Consider the following 17,349-nt stretch of genomic DNA (forward strand, 5'->3'; position numbering starts at 1 on the left):
GGGCGTGGGCAGCAAAACAGAAGGCGTTGATGCGGGAAACAGGCGTTTCGGATCGCTTAAGTCAGGATGATGAATCAATGGGGCAGATTAAACAGGAAAAGAGGGCGTGTGAAGCCAGAGGGAAACTGCAGAGGTTTTTCAGGATACTCACTCAGCGTTTGCTGTACGGGCGGTTACGGAAGTAACGCTAGCGTGTTTAGTGAGGTCTTAGCGATCATCGCGCCATGATACTTTGAGGGATTTTAAGACTGGATTTTGAGACTAAAGAAGAAGATGGTGCATCCAGGAGGATGACTCAGCTTGCGCTTCGCCCTGCGGGCCGTTGCTGATGCAACGTTATCCCCCTTCGTGCGGCCGGAACGCTTATTGCGTCATGTCACACTGAGGAACTGCCAACATTCGAGAAGATGGTGCATCCAGGAGGATTCGAACCTCCGACCGCTCGGTTCGTAGCCGAGTACTCTATCCAGCTGAGCTATGGATGCATTGGGGTCTATCTTTGGGGGTCACACTTTTTTATGGACTTTCGGAAACCAACCTGAGGATGTTACAAAGAATGGTGCATCCAGGAGGATTACTTAGCTTGCGCTTCGCCCTATGGGCCGTTGCTGATGCAACGTTATCCTCCTTAGTGCGGCCTGAACGATAATCACGTCATGACACACTGAGGCACTGTCCATATTCGGGAAGAATATGGTGCATCCAGGAGGATTCGAACCTCCGACCGCTCGGTTCGTAGCCGAGTACTCTATCCAGCTGAGCTATGGATGCATAAATCAAATTCTTGTACAACGCAGGGTGCTAACTACTCACCATGAAAGGAATTGCTAATTCGCTTTGTTTCGATGGTGCATCCAGGAGGATTACTCAGCTTGCGCTTCGCCCTGCGGGCCGTTGCTAAAGCAACGTTATCCTCCTTAGTGCGGCCTGAACGCTAATGCGTCATGTCACACCGAGGCACTTTTCCATATTCGAAAATATGGTGCATCCAGGAGGATTCGAACCTCCGACCGCTCGGTTCGTAGCCGAGTACTCTATCCAGCTGAGCTATGGATGCATCGAAAATGGCGGTGAGGGAGGGATTCGAACCCTCGATACAGCTTTTGACCGTATACTCCCTTAGCAGGGGAGCGCCTTCAGCCTCTCGGCCACCTCACCTTACGCTTTCTTTCGAACTGTGCGTCTGAACGTTGTTTCTGCTCATCGGCACTGCGTGGCGCACATATTACTTTCCCGGACTTTTAAGTCAAACAATTTTTCCGAAACTTTGTTTGATTGCGCAAATCACACACAATTGGGACAAAATGGCGACAAAAAGAGTGAATTATCAACAATGAAAGGTGATGTCGTTAACGAAACCGGGAAGAGAAAGCAGAAAAGAAAAAGCAGGATTTTTAACAAAGCGGTAGCGCCTCGCACTTGTGCGAGACGCTGAATCCGTTAAACGCTGGTTTGTTGCGTTTTTTCAGCCTGGATGCGTTGATAGATCTCTTCGCGATGCACAGACACTTCTTTCGGCGCGTTAACCCCTATACGAACCTGGTTACCCTTAACACCCAGCACCGTTACAGTTACCTCATCACCGATCATGAGGGTTTCACCAACTCGACGAGTTAGAATAAGCATTCTTTGCTCCTTGAAAGATTAAAAGAGTCGGGCTTGTACAGGCTCCCGGCATTATCCATCATTTAACGCTGCACAATGTGTATGAGAAATACACCAATGCACATCGATGCGCCAATACATTCTGCTGATAGTTAGTTTAGCCGAAATACACTACATCAACCTGACTTTGTCATTTGCTGCTTTAGCATCGTATTAAAAAGCGCCGGAACAACCGTTCTGACGCTTTTTACGATGCCTTGTTTTAATTCACTTACAGACGGCTGCTGACCCAGTCCTCAACCCCTGCTAATGCGCCTTTCAGAGCACCCGCATCGTTACCACCAGCTTGTGCCATATCAGGACGGCCACCGCCCTTCCCGCCAACCTGCTGAGCCAGACCGGCAATCAACTCACCCGCTTTAACACGGTCAGTCAGATCTTTGGTCACACCCGCAATCAGCGACACCTTACCTTCAGTAACCGTTGCCAGCACAATAATCGCCGACCCCAGCTGATTCTTAAGATCATCAACCATGGTACGCAACATTTTAGGTTCAACATTGTTGAGCTCACTGACCAGCAGTTTCACTCCCTTAACGTCGATGGCATTGCTGCTCAGTGAAGCGCTCTCCTGCGCGGCTTGCTGATCGCGCAGTTGCTGCAACTCTTTCTCCAGAGCCCGCACATGATCAACCAGACCACGTACTTTCTCGTTCAGGTTGCTGCTGTTCGCTTTGACCAGCTGCGCAAGATCCTGCAGCTGGCTGCTCTGCGCATTGACCTGCGCCAGCGCCCCTTCACCGGTAATGGCTTCGATACGACGGATGCCTGCCGCCGTTCCTGACTCAGCCTGAATACGGAACAGGCCGATATCACCCGTGCGCGCAGCATGAGTCCCCCCGCACAGCTCAACAGAGAAATCACCCATGGTCAGAACGCGTACGCGCTGATCATATTTCTCGCCAAACAGTGCCATCGCACCCTTAGACTTTGCCGCATCCAGATCCATCACTTCAGTTTCAACCGGCAGGTTGCGACGAATCTGCGCATTGACGATATCTTCGACCTGACGAATCTCCTGAGGTTTCATCGCTTCGAAATGCGAAAAATCGAAACGCAGGTATTTGTCGTTAACCAGCGAGCCTTTCTGCGCCACATGCTCACCTAAAACCTGACGCAATGCGGCATGCAATAAGTGGGTCGCGGAGTGGTTAAGACGGATGCGTGCACGGCGTGCCGCATCAACCTGGGCCTCAAGACGATCTCCGATACGCAACTGCCCTGCAGTCAGCTTACCGACATGACCGATTGCCTGACCATATTTTTGTGTATCCTGGACGCTAAATTCAGCATTCTTCCCTTTCAGAAGACCGGTATCGCCTACCTGACCACCGGATTCGCCATAGAATGGCGTTTCATCCAGCACGACTACAGCATCCTGACCGGCGGTCACTTCATCAACCGCCTCGCCCGCAACGTAGAGCGCTTTCACCGTGGCGGCCAGATGAAGCTGGTCGTAGCCTTTGAAGGAGGAGGCGGCATCAATGCGGATAACGTTGCTGTAGTCAGCGCCGAAGCCACTTGCTTCACGTGCACGCTGACGCTGCTGTTCCATCGCCTGCTCAAAGCCCGCTTCATCAATTTTCAGGTTGCGTTCGCGGCAGACGTCAGCCGTTAAATCAGCCGGGAAGCCAAAGGTATCGTAAAGACGGAAGACGATTTCGCCATCCAGCGTGTCGCCCTGCAGTTTTTCCAGCTCTTCGTCCAGTAGCGCCAGTCCGCGCTCCAGCGTTCTGGCAAACTGATCCTCTTCGCTTTTCAGCACCTGCTCAACCTGAGCCTGCTGACGCTGTAACTCTTCGCCCGCAGCCCCCATAACCTCAACCAGTGGCGCAACCAGCTTATAGAAGAAAGCCTCTTTGGCGCCCAGCATATTGCCATGACGTACGGCACGACGAATGATACGACGCAGCACGTAGCCACGGTTCTCATTCGACGGAATCACGCCATCGGCAATCAGGAAAGCACAGGAGCGGATATGGTCGGCAATCACGCGCAACGATTTATTACTCAGATCGGTCGCGCCGGTAACCTGTGCCACAGCCTGAATCAGTTTCTGGAACAGGTCGATTTCATAGTTGGAGTTAACGTGTTGCAGAACGGCAGAAATACGCTCAAGGCCCATTCCGGTATCAACCGACGGTTTTGGCAGCGGCAGCATAGTGCCATCAGCCTGACGATTGAACTGCATAAAGACGATGTTCCAGATCTCAATATAACGGTCACCATCTTCTTCCGGGCTGCCTGGCGGGCCACCCCAGATGTGATCGCCATGATCGTAGAAAATTTCACTGCACGGACCACAAGGACCGGTATCGCCCATCTGCCAGAAATTATCTGACGCGTACGCGCTGCCCTTATTGTCGCCGATGCGGATAATGCGCTCGCGTGGCACGCCGATTTCGTCCGCCCAGATATTGTAGGCTTCATCATCGGTTTCATAGACCGTCACCCACAGACGCTCTTTCGGCAGGCTGAACCACTGCTCGCTCGTCAGCAGTTCCCAGGCAAAACCAATCGCCTCTTTCTTGAAGTAGTCACCAAAGCTGAAGTTACCCAGCATTTCAAAGAAGGTGTGGTGACGTGCGGTGTAGCCGACGTTTTCAAGATCGTTGTGTTTGCCGCCTGCGCGTACGCAGCGCTGTGACGTGGTCGCACGTGTATAATCACGTTTGTCCTGACCGAGGAACACATCTTTAAACTGGTTCATCCCGGCGTTAGTAAACAACAACGTTGGATCGTTATTCGGTACGAGGGAGCTGCTGGTTACAACCTCATGTCCCTTGCTATGAAAAAAGTCGAGAAACGCTTGACGGATCTCAGCAGTGCTCTTGCTCATATATGTCCTGGAATCACGCTAACGAACGTTCCCTCTGATCGGCGCGGCCACATTCTCGTGGTGCCTGATTAGCGGAACAAAAAGTGGGAATAAGATAAATTTTCTTCGGTGGGAAGTAAAATTACATCGGCTTTTAGTCATCAAAATTTCTGAAAATGGACTGGATATCGTCGGTCTGAAAGCCCTTTGACTGCAGATAGCGTAGTACTTTCGCTTTCTCTTTCCACTCTGTAGGCAGCGGATGTCCGAATTTTCTTTCAGCCAACTGAGCCGCGCAGGCCGCCCAGTCGACTTCAGTCTCTTCCATCGCAATATCAATGGCTTCACGATCGATGCCTTTCTGGGCCAGTTCAAGCCGTACGCGCTGCGACCCAAAACCTTTACGGCTTCGGCTCTGAATAAACCGATCGGTAAAACGCTCGTCGTTTAACCAGCCGCTTTCCTGACACCAGTCCAGTACCTGCTCCAGCAGCGCTTCAGTAATAATTTCAGGCTCTTTTTTCTGCGCCCATGCGGCACGCTGAGCTGACTGTTGTAGCTTACGGGATAACTCTGCACGGCTGTGGTCGCGCTGACCCAAAATGCGCATCGCACGGTCAAGCAGACGAGAATAAGAGACAACATTGGGTTGGGGCTGAGAGGATTCAGTCATACTGCGCACCTTCTACAAACAGAGGGAGATTATGGCGACAGAACAGGACAGAGGGAAGGCAGGAAAGGTATGAGGGGGATAAAACAGCGGGAGAGGCTTTTGCCCCTCCCGCATCATAAATCAGAAGTCTTCGTTTGCTTCACTTGCCGCGTCTTCTTTCTCAGCAGCTTTGTCGGCTGCTGCGAGTTTCTCATCTGCGCCGTTGAGCAACATCTCACGCAACTTCAGATCAATTTCGTTTGCCACAGCAGCATTCTCTTTCAGGAAGTTGCCGGCATTCGATTTACCCTGACCAATCTTGTCGCCATTGTAACTGTACCATGCACCCGCTTTTTCAATAAGCTTGTGCTTAACGCCCAGGTCGACCAGCTCACCAAAGGTGTTGATACCTTCGCCGTACATGATCTGGAATTCAGCCTGTTTAAATGGCGCGGCGATTTTGTTTTTCACTACCTTAACGCGGGTCTCACTACCGACCACGTTATCGCCCTCTTTGATGGCACCGATACGGCGGATATCAAGACGGACAGACGCATAGAACTTCAGCGCGTTACCACCGGTAGTGGTTTCCGGGTTACCAAACATCACACCAATTTTCATACGGATCTGGTTGATGAAGATCAGCAGCGTATTGGACTGCTTCAGGTTACCGGCCAGTTTACGCATCGCCTGGCTCATCATACGTGCCGCGAGGCCCATATGTGAGTCACCGATTTCACCTTCAATTTCCGCTTTCGGCGTCAGCGCCGCAACGGAGTCGACGATGATGACATCAACAGCACCAGAACGCGCCAGCGCATCACAGATTTCCAGCGCCTGCTCACCGGTGTCGGGCTGAGAACAGAGCAGGTTTTCGATATCTACGCCCAGTTTTTTGGCGTAAACCGGATCAAGCGCATGCTCAGCATCGATAAAGGCACAGGTTTTGCCTTTACGCTGTGCAGATGCGATAACCTGCAGGGTCAGCGTGGTTTTACCGGAAGACTCTGGTCCGTAGATCTCAACGATACGTCCCATTGGCAGACCGCCTGCACCTAATGCAATATCCAGCGAGAGCGAACCGGTAGAGATGGTTTCCACATCCATTGAGCGGTCTTCACCCAAGCGCATGATGGAGCCTTTACCAAATTGTTTCTCAATCTGGCCCAGCGCGGCAGCTAAAGCCTTCTGTTTGTTTTCATCAATCGCCATTTCAACTCCTAATCAAGCCGGGTAAACACGCACTCAGGGTGCCTGCACTCTTTCTGTTGCCGACAATTATACTGTATAGTCATACAGTATCAAGTTTAATTTGTCAGAAATTCGCCATACAGTTTCTGCAGGGCCCATGCCACCGACTGGCGGCGGACGGCATCACGACCGCCGCTAAAATGCTGTTGAAAAGTCAATACGTTATCCTGCGGCCCGGCAAAGCCAAACCACACTGTGCCGACCGGTTTTTCTTCACTGCCGCCATCCGGACCGGCAATGCCGCTTACGGAGATCGCGTAGTCAGCATGGGCCGCCTTACGGGCACCCAGCGCCATCTCACGTACCACCGCATCACTCACCGCGCCATACTGCGCCAGCGAGTCTGTCTGCACATTGACCAGTTGCTGTTTAGCCTCATTACTGTAGGTGACAAAACCGCGTTCGAACCAGGCGGAACTGCCGCTGATATCGGTAAAGACTTTGGCAATCCAGCCGCCGGTACAGGATTCCGCACAGGTTACGGTAGCATTACGCTGCTTCAGCTTCTCACCTATCTGCGCGCTTAACGCCTGCAATTGCTGATCGTCCATTGCAACTCTCCCTTTGGTCGTAGGTTGAAGGTGGTGCAGAAAAACCACTTTTTCAAGGGCTCTTATCATTATTGCCCTGATTTTGCGGCAGGCTTTCCAGCGCCATCACCTTTTTTCACTGCAACCATAAAAAGTCGCGGAAAGGCGAGCAGAATCTGACCATCGGCCTGAGCCGGATAAGCAGTAAGTAAGCGCTGATGATAATCAGACAGAAAAGCCGACTGTTCAGATTCATTCAGCATAGCCAGGAAAGGCCTCAGGCCGGTCGCCTGCAACCAGCTGATAATCGCCTGTGCATCGGCCATCACGTGATAATAGGTGGTCCGCCAGATATCTACCTCACAGCCAGCCTCGGTCAGCAGATTGTAGTACTCGCCCGTAGAAAGCAGCTGTGTACGTTCAGCGACACTGGCATTAATGAGTGACGACCAGCGATCTCCAGCCGCCACCTCGCGCATCAGTTGGTGCGACGGCTCATTGAGGTTATCAGGCATCTGTATCGCCAGCACGCCATCGGGTGCAAGCTGGCTGACCAGATGAGGAAACAGCGTGGCGTGATTATCCAGCCATTGCAGAGATGCGTTCGCATAAATCACTTGCTGCGGCGTATCCGCCTGCCATGTACGGATATCTGCCTGGACGAAACGGCAGTGCGGCAGACGTTCACGGGCCTGAGTTAGCATCGTCGCTGAACTGTCTAGTCCTGTGATCTGCGCCAGCAGCCAGGCATCGGCGAGCAGCTCGGTGCTGTTGCCGGGTCCGCAGCCCAGATCCGTCACCTGCTCAACCTGTTCCAGGCTGATCCGAGCCAGCAGTTCGCGGGCTGGACGGGTTCGTTCCGCTTCAAATTTGCGATACAGCACGGGATCCCACTCTTTCATCATCACCTCTCGCTCAGTTGTAAGAAGTATTCGCTTACTGAGACGGATGAAAGGCGAAAAAGTGCGACTCGTTGCTCATTTTTGCATCACGCGCTGGCAGAGACTGGCTGGAGCCATTAAGTTAAAACACTGTTTCATTTTTAACATTTACTTCAGGAGACAGCTATGCGTGAAAAATCGGCCTTTGCCGGTGTCTGGTGCCCTACCGTCACCCCTTTCAGTGCGCAGGGCGGCCTTGATATCGACGCGCTCGGGCGACACTTCTCCCGCCTCAATGACTCCGGTATTGACACCCTGCTGGTGATGGGCAGCATTGGCGAGTTTGCCTCACTGACGCAGCAGGAGCGTTTACAGCTGATTCAGGAAGCCAGACCCTTGTCACCACTAAAAATGGTGGCGAACATCTCGGCAACCTGTATCCCGGACATGCTGACACTGGCCGAAGCCGCCTGGAAAAATGACTTTGACGCGGTGATGGTGCTGCCGCCCTACTACTACGGACAGACGCAACAGCAGCTGTTGCACTACTTCGAAGCGCTTGATGCGCAGCTGGGTGGCAAATGGTTTGCCTACAACTTCCCGGCTCGCACCGGCTGCGATCTGACGCCAACGCTGATTGCCGCTCTGGCGGCAAAGCTGCCCAACTTTGTCGGTATCAAAGATACGGTGGATTGCCTGTCGCATAACCGGGCAATGATTGAGGAGACCCGCAAGGTACGCAGTGATTTTGCCGTGCTGTCAGGATATGACGAATACCTGCTTCCCAATCTGCTGGCGGGGGGGGCCGGGGTGATTTCAGGCCTGAATAATATTGTGCCGGAGTACTTCGCCGGAATGATGAACGCGTGGCGGACAGGCAATCTTCCTGAGCTGACGCGTCTGCAGCAGCAGATTGGTCGGCTGATGGCGATTTACAGTATTGGGGATGATTTTGTGACAACGATTAAAACGGCTGTAGCGCGTCGCTATGACTCAATGAGCAGTAATTCGCGTAATTACGGTGGTGCTCTGAACGCGGAACAGTGCGCCGCAATCGATCGGCTGTTCAGCTAAAAGAAAGGCGGGCGCATCCCTGCGCCCCGGATCTCAGTTCTTTTTTACAAACTCAGATTTTAATTTCATCGGGCCAAAACCGTCGATTTTACAGTCGATGTTGTGGTCCCCTTCAACCAGGCGAATGCTTTTCACTTTGGTGCCGATCTTCAACGATGAGGAACTGCCCTTCACCTTGAGATCTTTGATCACCGTGACGCTGTCGCCATCTGCCAGCAGATTGCCGTTGGCATCACGCACTTCCAGCGAGCCGTTGCTGCTGTCCCCCTCTCCTTCGGTCCAGATATGGCCGCAGGAGGGGCAGTTGAGATTATCACCATCTTGCCAGGTGTAATCGGCGTGACAAGCTGGGCAGGCAGGTAAAGACATAACGACTCCAGAGGTATCAGTGGCTGTATGGCCTGAAAAAGGGCGTCATCATATAACCTTACAGTTAACAAGGATAGCCTTTATAACAGGCCGCCCTGCCGTGCCTTGCTCACCGCCTCACCCAGTTGCCATACCGCCATCGCATAATGAGTACTGTGGTTGTAGCGGGTAATGACATAGAAATTGGGTAAGCCGTACCAGTACTGGTAGCTGGTGCCTAAGTCGAGGCGCAGCAGACTGACCTGATTGTTACCGTCCAGCGAACCCTGAGGTGACAGGCCTGACGCCGCCAGCATGCTCACGCTGTAACGGGTTTTGAAGCCATCTTCCAGCATCGGTGCCTGACCGCTTGCCGGGACCGCCACATTTTCACCGCTGCGCCAGCCGTGTTTCTGGAAGTAGTGCGCCACGCTGCCGATCGCATCCACCGGATCCCACAGGTTTGCATGGCCGTCGCCGTTGAAATCAACCGCGTAATCATTGTAAGAGGAAGGCATAAACTGACCATAGCCCATCGCCCCGGCGAAAGAGCCTTTCAGCGCCAGCGGATCATCCTGCTCTTTACGCGACATCAGCAGGAAGGTTTCCAGCTCGCTGCTGAAGTACGCGGCACGGCGCGGATAGTTAAACGATAAGGTTGCAAGCGCATCCAGAATCCGCGTTTTCCCCATTACGCGACCCCAGCGGGTTTCCACGCCAATGATGCCGACAATGATTTCCGGCGGCACGCCATAGACCTGCTGCGCGCGTTGCAGCGCATCCTGATACTGGTTCCAGAACGCCACGCCGTTTTGCACGTTATCCGGCGTAATGAACTTGTTGCGATAGCGGATCCAGGCACCGTTAGGTCCCGGTGCAGGCGTATAGCTCGGTGCCTGACGATCCATCAGCCGGAGCACGTAATCAAGTCGCTTAGCCTGACCGATGATGTTGTGCAGCTGCTCACGGTCGAAGTCATGCTTCTCAACCATCTTATCGATAAACTGCTCTGCGGCCGGATTACCGGCAAAGTCGCCGAACATCGCCTGCCCGCTGTGCGACGGCTGCAGTAAGAAACCGCCCTGTGGCGCAGCCAGCATCTTCTGTTGGGAAGGAACGTCAGGTTTGCTGCTGCAGGAGGCCAGAAGCGGGATGAACGCAAGGAGGGCTAACTTGAGACGCATCGGTTATCCATAAACGAAGGGTAAATTCAGATGCGGTAATAGTAGTCGTTCAGCGCGTTGACATACAGTCCGGAATCTTAAAAAAACGTCAACGCAGCCGTGGGTTAACATGGCTGCGGGGCGGTATCTCCCCCCACAGCCTTTTCGGGATTAGCGGCGGTTTCTCACCAGCTGATAACGGCGGGTCAGATATTCAACTGGTGCGCTCCAGATATGCACCAGACGACAGAACGGGAACAGCAGGAACAGCGTCATGCCCAGTACCATGTGCACGCGATAGATAAACGCGACGCCCTCAAGATGTTGCGACGCGCCACCGTGGAAGGTCACCACCGCCTGTGCCCAGCCCACCAGCTTCATCATCTCACTGCCGTCCATATGCTGAGCAGAGAACGGAATGGTCAGAAGACCCAGCGTGGCCTGAGCCACCAGCAACGTCAGGATCAGAATGTCGCCGACGCTGCTGGTCGCCCGCACTCGTGGATTGGTCAGACGGCGCTTCAGCAGCAGCGCCCCACCCGCCAGCGTCATCGCACCGAACAGGCCACCGGCAATCATCGCCAGCTTCTGCTTCACGTCGATCGGCAGGAAGGATTCATACATCCAGTGCGGGGTCAGCATCCCGACGATATGACCGAAGAAGATACCGATGATGCCGATGTGGAAAAGGTTAGAGGCAAGCCGCATTCCTTTTTTGTCCAGCATCTGACTGGAACCGGCCCGCCAGCTGTACTGCCCGTAGTCATAGCGCAGCCAGCTCCCAACCAGAAAAACCGTCCCGGCCAGGTAAGGGTAAATATCGAAGAAGAAAGTGTTAATAAAATTCATGCTGATTCTCCTGTGGTGCGCGCCGTCGCCGCGGCGATATCCAGATACTGCGGCGCGACCGCATCGGCGAAGCGACGCTGATGCCTCGCCTGCTGCGCTGAGGCACAGCCCTGTTCGCCGAGAAATTTAATCTGCTCCTCTTCCCAGACCGCATCGAGTGCTGCCGGGGTATCATCACGCGCTTCCTGCGCCACCTGGGGCTTGAGGGCCGCAGGATCGACTGCGCTGCCGGAGAGCGTCAGTAACACGGTGAACAGGTCAGCATAAGGACTCTGTCGCTCTTCCAGACGCGCGGCCAGCAAGGCCAGGATTGGCACGATGTCCTCCAGCCCCTGACGCGCGGCCTCATCGCTTTTACAGGCGAGATATTCCAGGTAGAGCGGCAGATAATCGGGCAACTCTTTGCTGTCCAGTTCCAGACCGTCAGCCCGGTACTGTTCCAGCAGATCAACCATCGCCTGACCGCGATCGCGGGACTCACCGTGCACATGTTCAAACAGCAGCAGCGAGGTGGCGCGGCCGCGATCAAACAGTTCGCAGTAGTCAGCCTGCACATCCAGCATGGGCCGGGTGCAGAGCTGATTGATGAAGCGCACCAGCCGTGCGCTCTGTTGCAGGTTGAGTTCGCTGGCCTCTTCCAGCGCCGCGATCAGGTCGGGATAGTGGGTAAACAGCGCCTCATCCGGGTAGTCCAGCAGACGCGACACAACACGCAGCGTGATCATGAGGCATCCTCCGGACGGCTGGTTTTCCTGCTGACGTCAATGGCATCAATACGGCGGCTGTTGAACAGGTTAAATTTGCTGTCGCTGCCGTGGCAGCCATCGCCAAAGCTGAAGCCACAGCCTTTGCTTTCCGGGAAGGCTTCACGCGCCAGTTCACGATGGCTGGAAGGCACCACAAAGCGATCTTCATAGTTAGCGATCGCCAGATAACGGTACATCTCCTGCGCCTGCGCTTCGGTCAGACCGACCTGCTCCAGCGCCCGGACATCATGCTCACCGTCCACGCTTTCTGCGCGCTTGTAATGGCGCATCGCCAGCATGCGTTTCAGTGCCAGCAGCACCGGTGCGGTGTCGCCTGCGGTCAGCAGGTTCGCCAGGTACTCAACCGGAATGCGCAGGCTTTCCACATCCGGCAGCACGCCGGTATGCGCCAGCGCCCCGCCATCCACCGCCGACTGAATCGGTGATAATGGCGGCACATACCAGACCATCGGCAGCGTGCGGTATTCAGGATGAAGCGGCAGCGCCAGCTTCCATTCCATCGCCATTTTGTAGACCGGAGAGCGTTGCGCGGCGTCGATCACGCTCTGCGCAACGCCATCTTTCAGTGCCTGGGCGATCACGGCCGTATCGTGGGGATCAAGGAAGATATCCAGCTGGCTCTGATAGAGATCTTTCTCGTTTTCCGCTGCGGCCGCCTGTTCAATGCGGTCAGCGTCATAGAGCAGCACGCCGAGATAGCGGATGCGGCCGACACAGGTTTCCGAGCAGACGGTGGGCTGGCCCGCTTCAATACGTGGATAACAGAAAATGCATTTTTCCGATTTGCCGCTTTTCCAGTTGAAGTAGATCTTCTTGTACGGACAGCCGGTCAGGCACATCCGCCAGCCGCGACATTTATCCTGGTCGATCAGCACAATGCCATCTTCGCCGCGCTTGTAGATCGCGCCACTGGGGCAGGTCGCCACGCACGCCGGGTTGAGGCAGTGCTCACACAGGCGCGGCAGATACATCATGAAGGTATGCTCAAACTGGCCGTAGATCTCCTTCTGGATATTATCGAAGTTCTTATCCTGCGAGCGCTTGGCAAATTCGCCGCCAAGGATCTCTTCCCAGTTCGGGCCGTTTTCGATCTTTTTCATCCGCTCACCGGTGATCAGTGAGCGCGGACGTGCGATCGGCTGATGTTTACCGGCAGGCGCGTTGTGCAGATGCTGATAATCGAAATCGAACGGCTCGTAGTAATCATCCAGTGCAGGCACATCCGGGTTAGCGAAGATCTTCGACAGCAGGCCGACGCGACTGCCCATGCGCGGCTCCAGCTTGCCGTTGATCTTACGGATCCAGCCACCCTTCCATTTCTGCTGATTTTCCCAGGCGTGCGGATAGCCGACGCCAGGTTTGCTTTCGACGTTATTGAACCAGGCGTATTCCATGCCCTCGCGACTGGTCCAGACGTTTTTACAGGTCACCGAACAGGTGTGGCAGCCGATACATTTGTCGAGATTCAGCACCATGCCGACCTGTGAACGAATTTTCATGGTTTTACCTCCTGCTGGCTGCCCTGGCAGGCATCGTTGCCTTCCCCATCTAACCAGTTAATGTTGTTCATTTTTCTGACCACCACGAACTCATCGCGGTTAGAGCCGACGGTGCCGTAGTAGTTAAAGCCCCAGGAGAGCTGGGCATAACCGCCGATCATATGGGTCGGTTTCGGGCAGGTTCGCGTCACGGAGTTATGGATGCCGCCGCGCTGGCTGGTGATCTCCGAACCGGGGATATTCACGATGCGTTCCTGAGCGTGATACATCATGGTCATACCGGCCGGGATACGCTGGCTCACCACCGCACGCGCGGTCAGTGCACCGTTGGCGTTGAACGCCTCGATCCAGTCGTTATCCACAATGCCCAGCTCGCGGGCGTCATCTTCACTCATCCAGACAATCGGGCCGCCGCGTGATAGCGTCAGCATCAGCAGGTTGTCGCTGTAGGTGGAGTGAATGCCCCATTTCTGATGTGGCGTCAGGAAGTTCAGCGCCTTCTCCGGGTTACCGTTGGGTTTGCTGTTCAGCAACGGCTTCGCCGCACGGGTATCAATTGGCGGACGATAAACCATCAGGCTCTCACCGAAGGCGCGCATCCACTCATGGTCCTGATAGAGCTGCTGCCGACCGCTCAGGGTACGCCACGGGATCAGCTCATGAACGTTGGTGTAGCAGGCGTTGTAGGAGACATGTTCATCTTCCAGACCTGACCAGGTCGGACTGGAGATAATTTTGCGCGGCTGTGCCTGGATATCGCGGAAGCGGATCTTCTCATCTTCTTTGTTCAGTGCCAGATGCGTGTGGTCACGACCGGTAATCGCCCCCAGCGCCTGCCAGGCTTTCACCGCCACCTGACCATTGGTTTCTGGTGCCAGTGCCAGGATCACTTCTGCTGCATCGATCGCCGTGTCAATATTTGGCCGCCCCGCTGCCGGACCATCGGCTTTGACATAGTTAAGCAGCTTGAGGAAATCGACCTCTTTGCTGGTGTTCCAGCTGATGCCTTTGCCGCCGTTACCCAGGGTATCCAGCAACGGTCCCAGCGAGGTAAAGCGTTCCCAGATCGCCGGATAGTCGCGCTCTACCACCATAATGTGTGGCGCGGTTTTGCCCGGAATCAGGTCGCACTCGCCTTTTTTCCAGTCTTTAGTCTCGAACGGCTGCGCCAGTTCGGCCGGTGAGTCATGCAACACCGGCAGCGTCACCACATCCGTTTCAACACCTAAATGGCCAGGGCAGAGATCGGAGAAGGCTTTCGCGATGCCTTTATAAATCTCCCAGTCGCTTTTTGAATCCCAGGCCGGGTCGACGGCCGCCGACAGCGGATGAATAAACGGATGCATATCCGAGGTATTCATATCGTCTTTTTCATACCAGGTGGCGGTTGGCAGTACGACATCGGAGTAGAGACAGGTGCTCGACATACGGAAGTCGAGTGTGACCACCAGATCCAGCTTGCCTTCGGCACCCTGATCCAGCCATTCCACTTCTTCCGGCTTCACGCGGCCCTGCTGACCTAAATCTTTACCCTGAATGCCGTTTTCGGTGCCCAGCAGGTACTTGAGCATGTACTCATGCCCTTTACCTGAGGAGCCGAGCAGGTTAGAGCGCCAGACAAACAGGTTACGCGGGAAGTTCTGCGGGTCGTCCGGCTGCTCAGCGGCAAACCGCATGGTGCCCTGCTTCAGGCTTTCCACGGTGTAATCCAGCGGGGACTGACCGGCGGCTTTCGCCTGCGCCGCGATGTGCAGCGGGTTGACGTTAAGCTGCGGTGCGGAAGGCAGCCAGCCCATGCGTTCGGCACGCACGTTGAGGTCGATCAGGCTGCCGCTGTAGCGGCTTTTATCCGCCAGCGGTGACAGCAGTTCGCTGGTAGCCAGGGTTTCATAGCGCCACTGACTGGAGTGGTTGTAGAAGAAAGAGGTGCTGTTCATCTGACGCGGCGGACGCTGCCAGTCGAGGCCAAAGGCCAGCGGGGCCCAGCCAGTCTGCGGACGGAGTTTCTCCTGACCGACATAGTGCGCCCAGCCCCCGCCGCTCTGACCGACGCAGCCGCAGAAAATCAGCATGTTCATCAGGCCGCGGTAGTTCATGTCCATGTGGTACCAGTGGTTCATACCGGCACCGACGATAATCATTGAACGGCCACGGGTTTTCTCGGCGTTTTCGGCAAACTCACGGGCAATGCGGATGATGTTCTGCCGGGAAACACCCGTAATCTGCTCTGCCCAGGCCGGACTGTAGGCTTTAATTTCGTCGTAGCTTTGCGCGCAGTTAGTATCATCAAGGCCGCGATCCAGACCGTAGTTCGCCAGCGTCAGATCGTAGACGCTGGTGACCAGCGCTTCACTGCCATCCGCCAGTTTCAGGCGTTTCACCGGCAGCTTGTGCAGCAGAATCTCATCCAGCGCGACGCTGTTAAAATGCTCGCTGGTGATGCCGCCAAAGTAAGGGAAACCGACTTCAACGACCTCATCGTGGCTGCCGAGCAGGCTGAGTTGCAGCTCCACTTCTTTTTGTGACAGGCCGTCGCGCTGCTCCAGGTTCCATTTCCCTTTTTCGCCCCAGCGGAAGCCGATAGAGCCCTGCGGCGCAATCAATTCACCGGTCGCCTGATCCAGCGCCACGGTTTTCCACTCCGGGTTATTCTCCTGACCCAGACCATCCACCAGATCGCTGGCGCGTAGCTGACGGCCTGCGGCGTAGTAGCCGCCCTCACGTGGCTCCAGCATGACCAGCATCGGCATATCGGTGTAGCGGCGCACATAGTCGCGGAAATAACCGACTTCGCGATCAAGATGAAACTCTTTCAGCATCACATGGCCCATCGCCAGCGCCATCGCGCTGTCGGTGCCCTGCTTCGGACTCAGCCACTGGTCGCACAGCTTCGCGACTTCTGCATAGTCCGGGGTGATTGCCACGGTTTTTGTCCCTTTATAGCGGACTTCCGTAAAGAAGTGCGCATCCGGGGTACGGGTCTGCGGCACGTTGGAGCCCCAGGCAATAATGTAAGAGGAGTTGTACCAGTCGGCCGATTCCGGCACGTCGGTCTGCTCGCCCCAGGTCATCGGTGACGCAGGCGGCAGATCGCAATACCAGTCATAGAAGCTCAGGCAGGTTCCGCCGATCAGTGACAGATAACGAGCGCCGGCAGCGTAAGAGACCATCGACATCGCCGGAATCGGCGAGAATCCCATAATTCGGTCAGGGCCGTAGGTCTTCGCGGTGCAGATGTTCGCAGCAGCGATCATCTCGTTCACTTCCTGCCAGCTGGAACGCACAAAGCCGCCGCGTCCGCGCGCCTGCTTGTAGCTTTTCGCTTTCTCTGGATTGCTGATAATGGATGCCCATGCCTCCACCGGATCGCTGTGCTGCGCTTTCGCGTCGCGCCACAGCTGAATCAGCTTCTTACGCATCAGCGGATATTTCAGGCGGTTAGCGCTGTAGAGATACCAGGAGTAGCTGGCTCCACGTGGGCAACCACGCGGCTCATGGTTAGGCAGATCGGGACGCGTACGCGGATAGTCGGTCTGCTGGGTCTCCCAGGTGACCAATCCATTTTTGACGTAGATTTTCCAGCTGCAGGAGCCGGTACAGTTAACACCGTGGGTAGAGCGTACGACTTTATCGTGCTGCCAGCGGCTGCGATAACCATCTTCCCAGTCGCGGTTACTGTTTAAAGTCTGCCCATGCTGGCCGGAAAAGGGCTCAGCCAGCTGTTTGAAATAACGAAATCGATCAAGAAACTTGCTCATCCGGAATACTCCTGAAGGCCTGGTATGACATTGCTGACTCTGCATCTGTCGCGATACAGAAAGTAAAATGGTGCCGGTGCGCCACACCGGCTTT

13 protein-coding genes and 4 tRNA genes are annotated in these 17,349 nt (G+C 54.9%); 1 reads left to right on the forward strand and 16 read right to left on the reverse strand.

Going from position 1 to position 17,349, the window contains the following annotated elements; genetic code table 11:
* Positions 1 to 408 precede the first annotated feature (408 nt).
* The 10 genes from ACTJKZ_RS12795 to tam form a co-directional block, all read right to left on the reverse strand.
* Positions 409 to 485 (reverse strand) — tRNA-Arg (locus tag ACTJKZ_RS12795).
* A gap of 209 nt (positions 486 to 694) precedes the next feature.
* Positions 695 to 771, reverse strand: a tRNA-Arg gene (locus ACTJKZ_RS12800).
* Between the two features lie 209 nt (positions 772 to 980).
* Positions 981 to 1,057 (reverse strand) — tRNA-Arg (locus ACTJKZ_RS12805).
* 8 nt (positions 1,058 to 1,065) lie between these two features.
* A tRNA-Ser gene (locus ACTJKZ_RS12810) sits at positions 1,066 to 1,158 on the reverse strand.
* Between the two features lie 282 nt (positions 1,159 to 1,440).
* Positions 1,441 to 1,626 (reverse strand): carbon storage regulator CsrA, encoded by a 186-nt coding sequence (gene csrA / locus ACTJKZ_RS12815; RefSeq protein WP_008927091.1) that lies wholly within the window; start codon positions 1,624 to 1,626, stop codon positions 1,441 to 1,443.
* A 250-nt stretch (positions 1,627 to 1,876) separates the two neighbouring features.
* Complete coding sequence (alaS, locus tag ACTJKZ_RS12820; RefSeq protein ID WP_440829693.1) at positions 1,877 to 4,504, reverse strand: alanine--tRNA ligase; 2,628 nt, start codon at positions 4,502 to 4,504, stop codon at positions 1,877 to 1,879.
* Between the two features lie 133 nt (positions 4,505 to 4,637).
* Positions 4,638 to 5,156 carry a regulatory protein RecX gene (locus tag ACTJKZ_RS12825; RefSeq protein ID WP_150014588.1) on the reverse strand — a complete coding sequence of 173 codons (519 nt, stop codon included), beginning with the start codon at positions 5,154 to 5,156 and terminating at the stop codon, positions 4,638 to 4,640.
* Positions 5,157 to 5,276: 120 nt separating this feature from the next.
* A complete protein-coding gene (gene recA, locus ACTJKZ_RS12830) occupies positions 5,277 to 6,347 on the reverse strand; it encodes a recombinase RecA (protein ID WP_161732752.1) in 1,071 nt (356 codons plus the stop codon).
* 95 nt (positions 6,348 to 6,442) lie between these two features.
* Positions 6,443 to 6,937 (reverse strand): nicotinamide-nucleotide amidase, encoded by a 495-nt coding sequence (gene pncC / locus ACTJKZ_RS12835; RefSeq protein WP_161732754.1) that lies wholly within the window; start codon positions 6,935 to 6,937, stop codon positions 6,443 to 6,445.
* A 68-nt stretch (positions 6,938 to 7,005) separates the two neighbouring features.
* On the reverse strand, positions 7,006 to 7,818 hold the full coding sequence (gene tam, locus ACTJKZ_RS12840; protein WP_440829764.1) for a trans-aconitate 2-methyltransferase: 813 nt from the start codon (positions 7,816 to 7,818) through the stop codon (positions 7,006 to 7,008).
* A gap of 165 nt (positions 7,819 to 7,983) precedes the next feature.
* Between tam and ACTJKZ_RS12845 the strand changes: the two genes are divergently transcribed.
* Positions 7,984 to 8,871 carry a dihydrodipicolinate synthase family protein gene (locus ACTJKZ_RS12845; protein ID WP_161732756.1) on the forward strand — a complete coding sequence of 296 codons (888 nt, stop codon included), beginning with the start codon at positions 7,984 to 7,986 and terminating at the stop codon, positions 8,869 to 8,871.
* A 33-nt stretch (positions 8,872 to 8,904) separates the two neighbouring features.
* Here ACTJKZ_RS12845 and ACTJKZ_RS12850 read toward each other — a convergent pair whose 3' ends face one another.
* The 6 genes from ACTJKZ_RS12850 to ACTJKZ_RS12875 form a co-directional block, all read right to left on the reverse strand.
* The gene (locus ACTJKZ_RS12850) at positions 8,905 to 9,240 is read right to left on the reverse strand and encodes a zinc ribbon domain-containing protein YjdM (RefSeq protein WP_222925060.1); all 336 of its coding nucleotides are present in this window, start codon (positions 9,238 to 9,240) and stop codon (positions 8,905 to 8,907) included.
* An 80-nt stretch (positions 9,241 to 9,320) separates the two neighbouring features.
* The gene (mltB, locus tag ACTJKZ_RS12855) at positions 9,321 to 10,403 is read right to left on the reverse strand and encodes a lytic murein transglycosylase B (protein WP_161732760.1); all 1,083 of its coding nucleotides are present in this window, start codon (positions 10,401 to 10,403) and stop codon (positions 9,321 to 9,323) included.
* A 150-nt stretch (positions 10,404 to 10,553) separates the two neighbouring features.
* A complete protein-coding gene (narI, locus tag ACTJKZ_RS12860) occupies positions 10,554 to 11,231 on the reverse strand; it encodes a respiratory nitrate reductase subunit gamma (RefSeq protein ID WP_098052529.1) in 678 nt (225 codons plus the stop codon).
* Complete coding sequence (gene narJ / locus ACTJKZ_RS12865) at positions 11,228 to 11,956, reverse strand: nitrate reductase molybdenum cofactor assembly chaperone (RefSeq protein WP_161732764.1); 729 nt, start codon at positions 11,954 to 11,956, stop codon at positions 11,228 to 11,230. The genes narI and narJ overlap by 4 nt, the downstream gene beginning before the upstream one ends.
* Positions 11,953 to 13,497 (reverse strand): nitrate reductase subunit beta, encoded by a 1,545-nt coding sequence (narH, locus tag ACTJKZ_RS12870; protein WP_161732766.1) that lies wholly within the window; start codon positions 13,495 to 13,497, stop codon positions 11,953 to 11,955. Before narH ends, narJ begins: the two co-directional genes overlap by 4 nt.
* Positions 13,494 to 17,255 carry a nitrate reductase subunit alpha gene (locus tag ACTJKZ_RS12875; RefSeq protein ID WP_440829694.1) on the reverse strand — a complete coding sequence of 1,254 codons (3,762 nt, stop codon included), beginning with the start codon at positions 17,253 to 17,255 and terminating at the stop codon, positions 13,494 to 13,496. The genes narH and ACTJKZ_RS12875 overlap by 4 nt, the downstream gene beginning before the upstream one ends.
* Between the last annotated feature and the right edge of the window lie 94 nt (positions 17,256 to 17,349).

Origin of the sequence: Pantoea sp. 22096 (assembly GCF_052045955.1) — a bacterium.
GTDB classification, from domain to species: Bacteria; Pseudomonadota; Gammaproteobacteria; order Enterobacterales; family Enterobacteriaceae; genus Pantoea; species Pantoea alfalfae.

Coding starts and splice junctions, on each gene's coding strand:
- csrA (WP_008927091.1), bottom strand. CDS start 1,626: ATGCTTATTCTAACTCGTCGAGTTGGTGAAACCCTCATGATCGGTGAT.
- alaS (WP_440829693.1), bottom strand. CDS start 4,504: ATGAGCAAGAGCACTGCTGAGATCCGTCAAGCGTTTCTCGACTTTTTT.
- ACTJKZ_RS12825 (WP_150014588.1), bottom strand. CDS start 5,156: ATGACTGAATCCTCTCAGCCCCAACCCAATGTTGTCTCTTATTCTCGT.
- recA (WP_161732752.1), bottom strand. CDS start 6,347: ATGGCGATTGATGAAAACAAACAGAAGGCTTTAGCTGCCGCGCTGGGC.
- pncC (WP_161732754.1), bottom strand. CDS start 6,937: ATGGACGATCAGCAATTGCAGGCGTTAAGCGCGCAGATAGGTGAGAAG.
- tam (WP_440829764.1), bottom strand. CDS start 7,818: ATGAAAGAGTGGGATCCCGTGCTGTATCGCAAATTTGAAGCGGAACGA.
- ACTJKZ_RS12845 (WP_161732756.1), top strand. CDS start 7,984: ATGCGTGAAAAATCGGCCTTTGCCGGTGTCTGGTGCCCTACCGTCACC.
- ACTJKZ_RS12850 (WP_222925060.1), bottom strand. CDS start 9,240: ATGTCTTTACCTGCCTGCCCAGCTTGTCACGCCGATTACACCTGGCAA.
- mltB (WP_161732760.1), bottom strand. CDS start 10,403: ATGCGTCTCAAGTTAGCCCTCCTTGCGTTCATCCCGCTTCTGGCCTCC.
- narI (WP_098052529.1), bottom strand. CDS start 11,231: ATGAATTTTATTAACACTTTCTTCTTCGATATTTACCCTTACCTGGCC.
- narJ (WP_161732764.1), bottom strand. CDS start 11,956: ATGATCACGCTGCGTGTTGTGTCGCGTCTGCTGGACTACCCGGATGAG.
- narH (WP_161732766.1), bottom strand. CDS start 13,497: ATGAAAATTCGTTCACAGGTCGGCATGGTGCTGAATCTCGACAAATGT.
- ACTJKZ_RS12875 (WP_440829694.1), bottom strand. CDS start 17,255: ATGAGCAAGTTTCTTGATCGATTTCGTTATTTCAAACAGCTGGCTGAG.